Here is a 13,122-nt window from a genome sequence, read left to right as displayed (position 1 = left end):
CATGTGAAAAGAACACTAGTTAGCCGCATTCACAAAGGGGAATACGTCGGTAATGCCCAAAATATCAGTAATGAAGAAGATCAATACTACTAAGGCTAACAAACCAACAGCACCGGCACCGGCGGGTAGTTGATCCATTTTTTCTTGTAACATCGCTAATTCTGTCGGCGTTAGCGCATCGATACGCGCCTCAACGTCTGCAGGCGACACGCCCAATTCAATTAGACGCTCACGAACATTGTCCTGCGATAGAGCCGCTTTCATCTCGGCACGATTCTCATCTACCGTATATTCCGCCACCATGCGATCGGTGCTAATAACGCCAGCAGATGCTGTTGTCGCCATCACGCCGGTCCAGACCATGAAACCGCTCATCACAATTGCCGTGGCGCTGCGTTTTAATGTTGTCTTAGGCATAATTTACTTCCTTTATTTCACGATGGTGAATGGTATGACCAGCACGTGCCGGCCATACTATTTTCCGAGTACTCGTTAAACTTATAGCTCTTGAGTTTGCGGCTTGTTCAATACCAATTGGCCATCTTGAACAGGGATTGTATCGCCCGGTTCATGATCCATAACAACGGTGCCGGTTTCCCCATTTAATGTGTAGGTTACGCTGTAGCCAGTCACGCGCTGCTGCGGATCTTGAACTGTGTTACAACGACGCTCGTTAGTGCTGTACACGTCATTTTGCTGCATATTGCCTTGAACTTTATTACCTGCGTAACCACCAGCAGCGGCCCCGGCTACGGTCGCAAGTTTTTTGCCATTCCCGCCGCCAACTTGCTTACCAATAACGCCACCAATTACCGCGCCAATCAGCGTACCGGTAATCTTATTCTGGTCTTTCACTTCAGCCTGATGCTGAACGACTTCGTCGTAACACTCCTCACGGTTGGTGTAATACGTTTCAGTCACCGCTTTAGACTCAACAACCTCAGCAAAACTGGGCTTTTTGTCCTCAACATAGCTGTTGTAACCTGCATAACTACCCGCCGCCGTTACAGCAACCGCACCAAATATCCCGCCAATCAATAAATTTGTATTCATGTCTGTATCCTCAATTCCTGTGTCTCAGACTTTATATCGTTGTAACACTATGACCTATGCTATTCCTCAGAGTGCCTATGATCTCCTAAGAAAAGTAGTGAAGTATTCACACTCGACTTTGATGAAATCAGGTTAAATATGATAAATATATAATAATTTCAGCAACTTGCTGCGCCGCACCCAGTGCATCGCCGGTATAACCACCAATACGACGGCGTAGGTAAGCGGCAAAAGCAAAGCGAAAAACCAGTAAAACGAGGCATAAAGGAAGCAACGCCGGTAAATCGATAACTATGAGTACTACCAAAACCGGCAGACCCGACCACAGCCAATGCGACAAGGGCATAGTAGTTGCCAGTGGCTTAGACTTCCCTTCGCCGCGCACGTAGTGCAAATCCAACAAATAGGATGTTGCCAGCCAGCGACTCAGCACATGAGCGAACAGCAAGGCGCTTACCACTACTCCGGTTGACGGCATGGCTGACAAGGCCGCCGCCTTTAAGCCAAGCACCAAGACCAAGGCCACCGTGCCGTAGGTCCCGATACGGGAATCTTTCATAATTCGCAGCACATCTTCTGCACGCCAGCCGCCGCCAAAACCGTCGCAGCTGTCAGCAAAACCGTCTTCATGAAAAGCGCCGGTCAGCAGTATCGACGCCACCATTGAAAACAACACCGCAATAAGGGGATTGTTAAATATCGCGAGCGCCGCGATAAATACCAGCGCTGCCACGCCAGCCACCAGCAGCCCCACCAAAGGGAAGTAGCGCGATGCCCCGTTTAGTTTTTCATCACTAAAGTCAGGATCGGCAGGAATTGGGATGCGCGTTAAAAACCCCACCGCAAGTAAGAACACCTGCCACTCCCGCTGTATTTTTTGACGTGCTAGCACCGACGAACTCCATCTAGAGCAGAAACTTTATCTTCGTAAAGCGAACCATTGTACGCTAAGTCGTCTAACAGGCTGCGGCAATCAGATTGTGACGTTTTTAGCGCGTTACCAGAGTCGCGTTGCTCTGCTAAACTAAGCAGCTTCCACATTCGCTAAACATAAAAGGGTTCCATTATGAGTATTCAGACCGGCGACAAAATCCCCGCAGTTACACTCAAGGTTATGGGTGAAAAAGGCCCACAAGACATTACGAGCGAAGACATTTTTGCTGACAAGAAAGTGGTATTGTTCGCCGTTCCCGGCGCATTCACACCAGGTTGCACCATGACGCATTTACCAGGCTATATCGTAAATGCCGACAAAATCAAAGCCAAGGGCGTAGACACTATCGCCTGTATTTCTGTGAACGACGCCTTTGTGATGGACGCGTGGGGCAAAAGCCAAAACGCCGAAGAATTACTAATGCTAGCTGACGGCAATGGCACGTTTACCGAGGCCCTAGGCTTAGTCATGGACGGTTCAGGCTTTGGTCTTGGCAATCGCTCGCGCCGCTATGCAATGATCGTCGACAATGGCACGGTAAGTCATCTTGCCTTAGAACCCACTGGCGCGGTTGATGTCAGTGCGGCAGAAAAAATTCTCGCCCTGCTGTGATCCCCGAGGTGCACGCGCCCCGCGTGCTCATTTTTGATTCCGGCGTCGGCTCTCTGAGCATCGGCGCCGCAATTCATCAGCTCATTCCCCAAGCAAACCTACTCTACGCTATGGATCACGGCGGCTTTCCCTATGGAGAATGGCAGGAAGGCGCGCTAGTTGAGCACATTTGTCAGGCTGTAAGCGCCCTGCTGCAAAAGCACAGCGCCGATATTCTGGTGATGGCCTGCAATTCGGCCAGCACTGCTGTATTACCTGCGCTGCGAAATACGTTAAACATACCCGTCGTTGGTGTAGTACCGGCAATAAAACCTGCGGCACAACGTAGCCAGAGCAAAGTAATCGGCCTGCTTGCCACCCCCGGCACAATTACCCGCGCCTATACCGCACAGTTAATCAATGACTTCGCTTCCGATTGTTGCATCATCCCCGTCGGCAGCCGCGTTCTCGCACCCGCGATTGAGTCACTATTTTGGCAAGAAAGCCCGATAGATACCGTATTGGAACAAATTAAGGCCGAACTCTACAGCCACCCCCGCGCCATCGAAATGGACACAGTGGTATTGGCCTGTACCCATTTTCCATTAGTACAAAAGCCGCTAGCAGCCTTAATGCCAAACCTAGAATGGATAGATTCTGGCGAAGCAATTGCCCGCCGAGTGCTTCACGTTTTAAATGAATTAAGTTTACCGCTAGCCCTAAATAGTGGCGTCACTACGCGAGAAGTAGTGATTCTGGGGAAGGAACAGGCTACACCGATATTAATACAAGGCCTAAAGGATATGGGGCTGAGCCTTATCGATTATTAAACTGCCGAACATTTTCTTCATACTCACTAATCACCATCGCCGCATTCTCCATAGCGACGTTATAGTTATTAATTCGTGCCTTACGTCGTTCTTCATTATCGCGGCCAGTACCTACCGCTGTTTTGTCCATGGTATCTAAACATTTTAAAAAACGCCGACTATCTTCAAGGTAGCGCTCAACTCTACGCTTAGCAAACTTCATCGCTTCCGCATCGGCTGTCGCGCCTTCGGGAAAGTGTTGTGGTGGCAAAGGTAAAATACACGCAGCCTGCGCTAGAGGAGCGCACAGCGTTAAAAAAATAAAACTCGTTCTAAAAATACGCATTACACTGCCCGGCGGTTTTACTGTTTGCCAGAGTATACAGAAAATCCGGCAGGACACAGCCCAACCGGATCACAACACGAAAACAGAATTATAAATAATTAAAGAATTTAGTTGCTTATAAAGCTCGCGGATCAAATCCGTCCGCATAAAATTTGCTATACCATTTACGGAATTTCGCTATCGGCCCATCACCGTCGCAAAGAATCGGCAAGGGCCTATAAATTTTATGCTCCCAAATTGGCTTGTCTTCTTCTAACTGGCCAACAATATTGGCGATAATTGCCGCGTTAACGCCGCCTTTTTTCACTTCACCATTTATCTTGGGTTGAATAAAGGCAAAACGCACCTGCACTTTGTGCTCATCAATTGGCGTGGTTAAACCAAGTAAAAACGTATCGGCAATACCTTCAAACTTGGTAAAGCCTTGGCCGGGGCCAGCACTGCCGGTGCGAATAGAACCTTTCACTTCGCCACGCGGGGTCGGCATATTTGCCACCTGTAAACCGCTTACAAAATAACCGTCATAGGTGGTTTCCCATTCTGGGAAAGACGCGGTGCCGTGGACATATTTAAAATGCGCTGGGTCCGCGGCGTTCTCCGCCATCTCTTGCGGATGCGTGTGAATGATCCACTCGTAGCGATCCTGCGGTGACCAATCGTCGCTATTGGCTTCATCATGGCTAATCACTTCCCACAAAGGCGCAACGCCATCGGGGTGATACCAAGCCCAAACTACCTGATTGGTTTCGCGGGTCGGAAAGCTTTTAAGGCATTTTTTACCGGCAACTTTTGGCGGCATATTTTTCGCGTAGGGCACTTCTACGCATTCACCTTCGGGATTAAATTTCCACGAATGGAAGGGACAAACAATATTGTTTCCTTCGATACGGCCACCGCCGGTACCCGAGCGCTCATGAATACCGTGCCCCAAATGCGCGCCTAAATGCGGGCAATAGGCTTCCATTAACACGGCTTTCCCCGCCTCGGTACGAAACAGCACCAGCTCTTGACCAAAATAATGCACGGCACGAGACTCGCTCGGCGCTAATTCGTCAGAGTAAGAAACCGCAAACCAGCCAAAAGGCATCGGCATGGGGTAGCGTTTAATGGTATCGGTACTCATATTCTTATCCTCGGCTGAATCGGCCCCGCGCCGCTGCGCGATCTGAGCTCAGTACGGTGTGTAGCGGGTTCGCGTATAGAACCCCACAATTGCCCCACACTTTACTCTTTGAAGCTGGAGAGACAATGACAAAATGAGACAGGAAACTGGCAAAAAACGCCAACTACAACGATAAACTACTTTTTATTATAGCGTTGCGGCAATCACAATAATTGCCGCAACGTGATGCATTACTTCCAGCTTTTATAACGATCCATCATCACATCTGCACCCATACGAATCAGCGATTCGTTGGCTGAACCGGGCTGCACACCCGTGCGCAAAATAGCCTGTTGAACCGCAATTTCTTTTGCAACCTCTTCCATGGTTTCGCCGTCTACTTCGTCACCCTCATCGGTTTCATCTTCCCCGCCAGCGGCAGCACGAATTATCGCTTCGCGCTCTGACCCTGGCTCAGCACCGCTGCGACGAATCACCTCTTCAACCGCCAGCTCTTCAGCCGCCTGCTTGCTGCTAATACGGTTACCTTCGGCGTCGTAAATACCATCAAATGGTTCATAGGCGGTTTCTGGTGACTGACCCGCGCCAATGCGAATCATCGCCGCCTCAGTTGAGTCTGGCGCCACACCCGCCTTTTTCACCGCCGCTTCGGCTGCTCGCGCTTTTCCGACTTGCATGGCCGTTACGGGTTGACCATGACGATCGTATATAGCACCAGACTGCACGTTAGCGCTAGTCTCAGTCTGAGCAACTTGGCTTTGCTGGGGTTGCGCTGCCGCAGCCGAATTACTAGCGTTTGCCGCACTCCCCGCCGCATACGCAGGCAGTGCTGCACAAACTGAAATTAAAGCTAATGTATTGAAAACTTTCATGTATTGCCCCTAAATTAAATTTAAATATCCCTTATCGCTATATTAACCACCAATAAATTCCAGAACATCCTATATTGGTAACGCAGTCAGTATTCAACACATGTGATAACATCCAAGCCATGATGAACACTGATTCCCCACTACAAGATCGCTTTGGCCGCGGAGTTGAATACCTGCGCTTATCGGTCACTGATCGCTGCGATTTCCGTTGTGTGTATTGCATGTCGGAAGATATGACCTTTTTGCCTCGCGCGCAAATTCTTAGCTTGGAGCAGTTATACGATATCGCCAGTAGTTTTGTCCGCTTAGGCGTCAAAAAAATACGTCTAACCGGCGGCGAGCCCTTGGTGCGCAACAATGTGATGTCATTGGTTGAGCGTCTAGGACAATTGGAACAGTTAGAACAACTGCACCTCACCACCAATGGCGCCCAACTCGACAAATTTGCCGCGCCGCTCAAGGCCGCTGGTCTGACCGGTATGAATATCAGCATCGACAGCCTACAGCCAGATCGCTTTAAAGAGTTAACCCGCTTTGGCGAACTGAAAAAAGTGCTTAACGGCATCGATGCCGCCTGCGACGCTGGCTTTCAACGCCTGAAATTGAATGCCGTGATACTTAAGGGCCGCAACGACGACGAAATCTTAGATTTAGTCGACTTCGCCCGCGACAAGCACATCGACATTAGCTTTATAGAAGAAATGCCGCTGGGCAATATTAGCGAGCACGACCGCGCACTCAGCTTTATCAGCAGCGAGCAAATTCGCACCACCATCGAAACGCGCCACGGCCTCACTCCCACCACCGAAAACACCGGCGGACCGTCGCGTTATTACCGCATGGCAGACAGCACATCGCGGGTCGGCTTTATCTCCCCCCACAGTAATAACTTCTGTCATTTATGTAATCGCGTGCGCCTCACCGTAGAAGGCCGCCTATTGCTGTGCCTTGGCAATGAACATTCGGTCAGTCTCAAAGAGCTTGTCGACGAGTACCCCGGCGACCACGAAAAACTGCGTGAGGCCATCATTAAAGCCATGGACCTAAAGCCCGAACGCCATCACTTCTCCTTAGATGAAGACGAGCCCCAAATTGTTCGATTTATGAACACCACGGGCGGTTAACGCTGCACTCTATGACTAGCACACAGACCACCAGCAAAGACCTCATTGAGCAGCTTAATTTAGAGCCACATCTTGAAGGTGGTTACTTCTGCAGAACCTTTGCATCCGGCCATACAATAAATGACCGCGCGGCGATGTCGTCCATTTTTTACCTGCTGACCAAAACCAACCCTATCGGCCACTTACATCGCAACCGTTCCGATATTCTGCATTTTTGGCAGCACGGCAGCCCCATACATTACACCTTAGTCGCGCCCGACGGCAGTCTTAGCGAACATGTGATGGGACCAGATTTAGCGGCCGGCCAGCAGTTACAAATGCTGGTGCCCGGCGGATACTGGAAGGCTTCTGAATTACACGATGGCGACCACGGTTTGATATCCGAGGCAGTGTGCCCAGGCTTTGATTTTGAAGATCACCACCTCGCTACTGCAGAGCAAATCCAGCGCGAATTTCCCCAACATTGGCCGGCCCTAAAGCCGCTCGTTTCTGGCTAAATTACATAACATTTCGGACTAGCATATGACCGACGCCCGCAAGGACATAGACCAGCTCATCGCCAAGCTCGCCGAACAGGGCTATATCGCCAGTTCTGCCATTGCGACCACGCTCTATATTGCACAGCAATTGGAACGCCCCATCCTTATCGAGGGGCCACCGGGGGTTGGCAAAACCGAACTCGCCAATGCCACCGCCGCCATGCTGGCCAAGCCTTTATTCCGACTGCAATGTTACGAAGGTCTAGATGAAAGCAAGGCGCTCTATGACTGGAAATACAGCAAGCAGCTTTTATATGTGCAGGTGTTGAAGGAACAGCTCCACGATATTCTCGACGGTACCGATGGCTTAGCGAATGCGGTTGAGCGCCTACATAATTTTGACGATATTTTTTATTCCGAACGTTTTTTAGAACCGCGCCCCTTGCTCAAATCATTGCAAAGCGAGAACGGTGCGGTATTGCTCATCGACGAGATAGACAAAGCCGACTACGAGTTTGAATCGCTGCTGCTAGAAATTCTCGCCGACTTCAGTGTGACGCTGCCGGAGATCGGCACCCTCAAAGCAACTCATAAACCCTTGGTGATTCTAACCAGTAATAACACCCGCGATCTCAGCGACGCACTTAAACGGCGCTGCCTGCATTTATATATTCCCTTTCCGGAGGCAAAACTGGAAAGCCGCATTGTGCAAAGTCGCGTACCCGCTGTTCCAGACGAGTTGCGTCGCCAACTGGTCAACTTCGTCCACGGCGTTCGCAAACTCGACTTAAAGAAACAGCCCGCCATCAGCGAGACCATCGACTGGGCTCGCAGTCTGTTACTGCTGCACTGCAATAGCCTATCGCGGGAGCTAGTCGAAGATACCCTCAACGTACTGCTCAAATACGAAGAAGACATCAATATGGTCAGCCCAGAATTACACGGCCTGATCAAACGCGCCGATAGCAATCTGTAACCGCCGTGGACGAAACCCTACTGCAATTTATTCGCCACCTGAGAAATCATGGCTTGGCGATATCGACGGCAGAAACCCTAGACGCAATGCGTGTAGTCGCCACCCTCGGCTATAGTGACCCCTCACTTCTGCGCGATGGCCTCGCCAGCTGCCTTGCCAAAACCGTCGATGATCACAGTAATTTTGCTGAATGCTTTGAGCGCTTTTTTCAAACTCAAGTCGGCGCTCATCCCAATGAGACGAGCGACACCACAAGTGACAAACCTAGCGACGATACTGAAAATAATGGCGAAGGAGACGGCGCCGGTGAAGGCGAAGGAGCTGGAGCTGGAGCTGGAAATGGCCAAGGCTCCGGCGGAACCGGAAGCAGCCAACGGGACAGCGCGACCCTCAACGAAGTAATCCGTGCAGCGGCGGAAGCGGGCTTAGAAAATATTCAATTCCGCACCCAACGTGGGGTTTATCGGCGCAAAATTTTAAATGCCCTCAACGACGAACAAAAGCAAAGCGACATTCAACAGCTCTTAGACGCTGGCGAAGACGAACAAGCCCATTTATTAGAGCAATTACGCCAGCACCAAATTGCGACAGTCAAAGAAGTCATCGACCGGCAACTATTATTAAACAACGATGCCGCCGGCAAACAACTGCGCGACGCCACCTTAAAAGACACCTCGCTGTCGGCAATGGAACATTATCATCGCGAACGCCTGCCGCCACTGATCCGCAAACTTGCTAAAAAGCTGGCTTCACGACACCGCCAACGCCACAAGCGCGCACGTCGCGGCAAACTTGATTTAGGTAAAACCCTGCGTCGAAATATTGCTTACGGCGGCATTCCCTTCCACCGGTTTTGGAAAACCACCCGCAAAGATAAAAGCGACATTTTTGTGCTCTGCGATATCAGCGGCTCGGTCAGTGCGTGGTCGCGGGTCTTGCTGCTCTTTGTGCAAGCCCTGAGCGATGTGCTGCCCAATACCCGCAGCTTTATTTTTTGCGGCCAAAGTATTGAAGTCACCGACTTGTTTAAGCAATATCCCGCCGACGAGGCCATGGCCATAATTCAGCAGCGCCATGGTCTGGGCGGCAGCGATTACGGCTTGGCGCTAAATAGCTTTTGGAATCAAATAGAAGACAAACTCAATCGCCGCAGTTGTGTGATCATTCTCGGCGACGGCCGCGGCAACGGCGGCGACACCGGCATCGAGGCACTACGCAGTATTTATCATCGAGCCAAGCTGGTGCTGTGGTTTAACCCAGAGTCACATTACAGCTGGAATACTGGCGACTCGGAAATTCGCCGCTACCAAAGTGCCAGTCACTACGTGGCCGAATGCGGCTCGCTGCGTAAACTAGAGCGGCTGCTCGATCAATTACTAAGCCTGCTGCGATAAAGAACAGTAGCACTACATTTGCCGCAAATGCGGTATCCTTGTCACACATCATCGCTACTATTGCGGTAAACCACGCGTAGCTCGGGCCATCATGAATAGAATTAAACATTTCATCAGTCAGTCATTTATCGGTGGCGTTTTAGTTATCGCGCCCGTGATTATTCTGCTGCTAGGTCTGCGTTGGGCGGTTAACAGTGTGCAGTCGCTTATTGCGCCCATGACTGGTCCGCTAGTCCGCTTAACCGGCGCGCCGCCACTTATCATAGACGTGCTAGTCATAGCGCTCATTCTGCTTAGCTGCTTTATTGTTGGCACCATCGTCGCGACCAGTGCCGGCCGTTGGATTCAAAATTTTGTCGACGCGCATTTGGCCCGTTTCGCCCCCGGCTATCGGCTGATTCGCGATATTATCCAACAAATGTTCGGTGCCAATAGCAACTCGCCGTTTACCAAGGGCGAAGCCGCCGTGGTGCAACTGTACGGCATCCAAAGCCCTGCGCGGGCCACCGCGATCATTACCAGCCGCCACAGCAATGGCTGGTACACGGTGTTTGTACCCACCGGCCCCAACCCCACCTCTGGCTTTGTCTACCACCTACCACCAGAATGCGTAGAACCGCGACCCGATATAAAACTCGATGTCGCCTTTAAATCAATTATTTCCTGTGGTGCTGGCTCTGCTGAGCTGGGTATTATCAAATCGCCAGTTAATTAATTTGCTTCGATAAGCGAGCATTCAAAAGACAATGACAGCGATCCAATAATGACCCAGTTCACCCTCATCAAACCGGTGCTAAAAGTCTGCAGTTTAATTCTGCTGGTCTTTGGGCTGATGATGACGGTACCGCTGTTAATGGCGATCATTTACCACACTGGCAATACCGCTGCCTTCAGCAATGCCATTGCGCTAACCGTAGGTCTAGCCGCTGCGGGATGGCTGCTGTCCCGCTCGCACCGCATTAATATGCTCACCCCGCGCCAAATGTTTTTAATCACCACAACCTCGTGGGTATTAATTTCATTGACCGGCGCATTGCCGTTTTTATTAATTCCCGGCTTTTGCGGTATAAGCGATGCGGTTTTTGAATCGGTGTCTGGTCTCACCACCACCGGCTCCACCGTACTCACCGGCCTAGACACTATGGCCCACGACATATTGGTATGGCGCTCCATGTTGCAATGGGTTGGCGGCCTTGGTGTTATCGGCATGGCGGTTGCGATTCTGCCCTTTTTGAAAGTCGGTGGTATGCGATTATTTCAAACCGAATCATCCGACTGGTCCGACAAAGCTATGCCGCGCTCACGCACCATGGTTACGATGATCATTTACGTGTACATCATTCTCACTTTTCTGTGCACACTCGCATTTATGTTCACCGGCATGGACGGCTTTCACGCCGTCAATCACGCCATGACCACCATTTCCACCGGCGGCTATTCCACCTCCGACAGCTCCTTCGCACAATTCGCTGACTTAGGCAGTCACTGGGTCGCCATCACCTTTATGATCCTCGGCGCTCTACCCTTTGCAATCTATGTTCACTTTTTGGTTAAACACAATTGGCGAGTTTTTAACGACCAACAAATTCGCGGCTTTTTACTTACTATTTTAATTATTAGCATTATCGTGACGCTGCACCTCATGTCAGATACCGGCATCGATTTACTACACGCATTCACCTACGCCACATTCAATTTAGTGTCTGTTATTACCACCACCGGTTTTGCCAGCGGCGACTATTCACAGTGGGGCAACCTCGCGGTAGCAGCCTTTTTCTTCGCCATGTTTATTGGCGGCTGCTCTGGCTCTACCAGCGGCGGCATTAAAATTTTCCGTTTCCAATTATTATTTATGATGATGCAAGAAAGCATCGTGCGCGCAGTACATCCTCGCGCCATGATAAGACGCCACTACAACGGCCGTGCAGTAGACGACAGCATTGTGCTATCTGCTGTGACTTTCGTATTTATTATGCTGTTGTCACTCGTTGTTATAACTTTGCTGCTCGCGCTAAGCGGCTTAGATCTCACCACCAGCCTCACTGGCGCAGCTACTGCATTAATGAACGTCGGCCCCGGTCTTGGCGACACCATTGGTCCAGCCGGTAATTTCTCTACGCTGCCAGACAGCAGCAAATGGATTCTAAGTGTAGGAATGTTATTAGGCCGATTAGAATTTATGACGATTATTTTGGTGCTAACACCAACTTATTGGAAAAGTTAGCGCGCCCTGTATAAGACCCGCTATTTGCTTCTATTAGTAAATTTAATCACTGTTCACTGGCACTAAAAAGCTGCTTTTTAAACAAAGCCAACACCTTCTGAAACGCCTGATACGTTGGATGGTCTTTTTCATCTACATAATCGCGGGTTAACACCGAGTGCGCATTCGACTTAATATTATGTGCATTCCCACTAGAAGAATCGATACTAATACCAACAAACTTCTCACCGAAGGTCTCAACTAAATATTTAAATCGTGTTCCCGGCACCAATTTATCGCCGCTAAACCTAAGCCCGATAAGACAAATATCATCCCGCTCCATTCGCGCTTTAATCTTAGGAATATCGCTGGCGTTCACATCAATATCACGACGCAATTTTTTGCTTATGGTTAACGGCATAGAAGGCTGAGATAACACCGGTGCAATAACCGCCTCATCCGCCATCATCGCCAGAGCAAAGCCGCCACTAAAACACATACCAATGGCACCCACACCTGGCCCGCCGCAACTGCGGTGCGCATCACGCGCTAGGGCTCTTAACCACTCAGCAATAGGCGCCTCTTCTCGAAATGCAAAGCGATTAAATTCCTTGGAGACACACAGCTTTGTCATCGACTTAAGCAGATTCCCTGTCGTGTAAGGCATCCCAGGGGAACCCAACAAAGATGGTAAATACGTTGTGAATCCTGCTTTATTTAAACGACGAGCGAAATTCCACACCTCATCATAAATTCCCGGAATTTCATGAATCACAATAATCGCAGGGCCTTCTCCCGATTTATAAACAGGCCGAGACACACCGTTAAAGGTATAACTCCCCGGTTCAAAATCGGGGTAATCCTCAACGATGGGAGCGGATTTCGAAGTGCCGGATTTCCATTCGGGTGTATCTAGGCTGTGCTTAGACATTATTATTTTTACCTAATTGATTCACGCGTATTTATTTAACGTAATGATTGTACCTTCTTGAATTTTGTATATCGCGGTTTCAAATCCGAAGTGCATCAAGGTTTAAGCTGCAATCGCAGCCCGGTAATCACCCATTAATTGACCCGGTGTTTTAAAACCTAAATCTTTTCTTGGGCGGGTATTTAGTCGGTTCACAGCTCTATCTACCTCTGCCTTATACACCAACTTCAAATTTGTGCTTTTTGGAAAATACTGCCGTAGTAGCCCATTCGTATTTTCATTTAATC

The 13,122-nt window shown here is 49.9% G+C and carries 15 protein-coding genes and 1 pseudogene; 8 read left to right on the top strand and 8 right to left on the bottom strand.

Annotation, left to right across the window (positions count from 1 at the left end; all coding sequences use genetic code 11):
* Positions 1 to 15: 15 nt before the first annotated feature.
* From GVJ32_RS03810 to GVJ32_RS03800, 3 genes are all read right to left on the bottom strand, one after another.
* Positions 16 to 417 (bottom strand): PA2779 family protein, encoded by a 402-nt coding sequence (locus GVJ32_RS03810; protein WP_159238738.1) that lies wholly within the window; start codon positions 415 to 417, stop codon positions 16 to 18.
* A gap of 81 nt (positions 418 to 498) precedes the next feature.
* Positions 499 to 1,053: a glycine zipper 2TM domain-containing protein gene (locus tag GVJ32_RS03805; protein WP_159238737.1), complete on the bottom strand. Its 555-nt coding sequence runs from the start codon at positions 1,051 to 1,053 to the stop codon at positions 499 to 501.
* Between the two features lie 127 nt (positions 1,054 to 1,180).
* A complete protein-coding gene (locus GVJ32_RS03800) occupies positions 1,181 to 1,945 on the bottom strand; it encodes an adenosylcobinamide-GDP ribazoletransferase (protein ID WP_200841331.1) in 765 nt (254 codons plus the stop codon).
* Between the two features lie 174 nt (positions 1,946 to 2,119).
* On the opposite strand from GVJ32_RS03800, the gene GVJ32_RS03795 reads away from it, so the two are divergent.
* Entirely contained in the window at positions 2,120 to 2,599 is a 480-nt protein-coding gene (locus GVJ32_RS03795; RefSeq protein ID WP_159238736.1) for a peroxiredoxin, read from the top strand.
* Positions 2,600 to 2,622: 23 nt separating this feature from the next.
* Entirely contained in the window at positions 2,623 to 3,408 is a 786-nt protein-coding gene (gene murI / locus GVJ32_RS03790; RefSeq protein WP_159238735.1) for a glutamate racemase, read from the top strand.
* Here the strand turns inward: murI and GVJ32_RS03785 are convergent.
* The 3 genes from GVJ32_RS03785 to GVJ32_RS03775 form a co-directional block, all read right to left on the bottom strand.
* Positions 3,395 to 3,733 (bottom strand): hypothetical protein, encoded by a 339-nt coding sequence (locus GVJ32_RS03785; protein WP_159238734.1) that lies wholly within the window; start codon positions 3,731 to 3,733, stop codon positions 3,395 to 3,397. The genes murI and GVJ32_RS03785 overlap by 14 nt on opposite strands.
* Before the next feature lie 115 nt (positions 3,734 to 3,848).
* Complete coding sequence (locus GVJ32_RS03780) at positions 3,849 to 4,856, bottom strand: aromatic ring-hydroxylating oxygenase subunit alpha (protein WP_159238733.1); 1,008 nt, start codon at positions 4,854 to 4,856, stop codon at positions 3,849 to 3,851.
* 230 nt (positions 4,857 to 5,086) lie between these two features.
* Positions 5,087 to 5,728, bottom strand: coding sequence for a hypothetical protein (locus GVJ32_RS03775; RefSeq protein ID WP_159238732.1), 642 nt, complete (start codon positions 5,726 to 5,728; stop codon positions 5,087 to 5,089).
* 119 nt (positions 5,729 to 5,847) lie between these two features.
* Here GVJ32_RS03775 and moaA point away from each other — a divergent pair, with 119 nt between their 5' ends.
* The 6 genes from moaA (at position 5,848) to GVJ32_RS03745 (ending at position 11,925) form a co-directional block, all read left to right on the top strand.
* The gene (moaA, locus tag GVJ32_RS03770; protein WP_159238731.1) at positions 5,848 to 6,852 is read left to right on the top strand and encodes a GTP 3',8-cyclase MoaA; all 1,005 of its coding nucleotides are present in this window, start codon (positions 5,848 to 5,850) and stop codon (positions 6,850 to 6,852) included.
* An 11-nt stretch (positions 6,853 to 6,863) separates the two neighbouring features.
* Positions 6,864 to 7,349, top strand: coding sequence for a cupin domain-containing protein (locus GVJ32_RS03765; RefSeq protein ID WP_159238730.1), 486 nt, complete (start codon positions 6,864 to 6,866; stop codon positions 7,347 to 7,349).
* A gap of 25 nt (positions 7,350 to 7,374) precedes the next feature.
* Positions 7,375 to 8,307 carry an AAA family ATPase gene (locus GVJ32_RS03760; RefSeq protein ID WP_159238729.1) on the top strand — a complete coding sequence of 311 codons (933 nt, stop codon included), beginning with the start codon at positions 7,375 to 7,377 and terminating at the stop codon, positions 8,305 to 8,307.
* Positions 8,308 to 8,312: 5 nt separating this feature from the next.
* Positions 8,313 to 9,701, top strand: a complete 1,389-nt coding sequence (locus GVJ32_RS18390) for a VWA domain-containing protein (RefSeq protein ID WP_159238728.1) — start codon at positions 8,313 to 8,315, stop codon at positions 9,699 to 9,701.
* A 91-nt stretch (positions 9,702 to 9,792) separates the two neighbouring features.
* Positions 9,793 to 10,416, top strand: a complete 624-nt coding sequence (locus tag GVJ32_RS03750; RefSeq protein WP_159238727.1) for a DUF502 domain-containing protein — start codon at positions 9,793 to 9,795, stop codon at positions 10,414 to 10,416.
* 48 nt (positions 10,417 to 10,464) lie between these two features.
* Positions 10,465 to 11,925 (top strand): TrkH family potassium uptake protein, encoded by a 1,461-nt coding sequence (locus tag GVJ32_RS03745; protein ID WP_159238726.1) that lies wholly within the window; start codon positions 10,465 to 10,467, stop codon positions 11,923 to 11,925.
* Between the two features lie 46 nt (positions 11,926 to 11,971).
* On the opposite strand, the gene GVJ32_RS03740 is transcribed toward GVJ32_RS03745, so the two are convergent.
* Together GVJ32_RS03740 and GVJ32_RS18285 are read right to left on the bottom strand one after the other, a co-directional pair.
* Positions 11,972 to 12,835 (bottom strand): dienelactone hydrolase family protein, encoded by an 864-nt coding sequence (locus GVJ32_RS03740; RefSeq protein WP_159238725.1) that lies wholly within the window; start codon positions 12,833 to 12,835, stop codon positions 11,972 to 11,974.
* 102 nt (positions 12,836 to 12,937) lie between these two features.
* Positions 12,938 to 13,122 (bottom strand): annotated as a pseudogene (locus GVJ32_RS18285) (IS30 family transposase); the annotation flags it as partial.

It is taken from the genome of Zhongshania aliphaticivorans (genome assembly GCF_902705855.1).
Taxonomy (GTDB): Bacteria; Pseudomonadota; Gammaproteobacteria; order Pseudomonadales; family Spongiibacteraceae; genus Spongiibacter; species Spongiibacter aliphaticivorans_B.
This window is presented reverse-complemented; position numbering and strand designations above follow the sequence as displayed.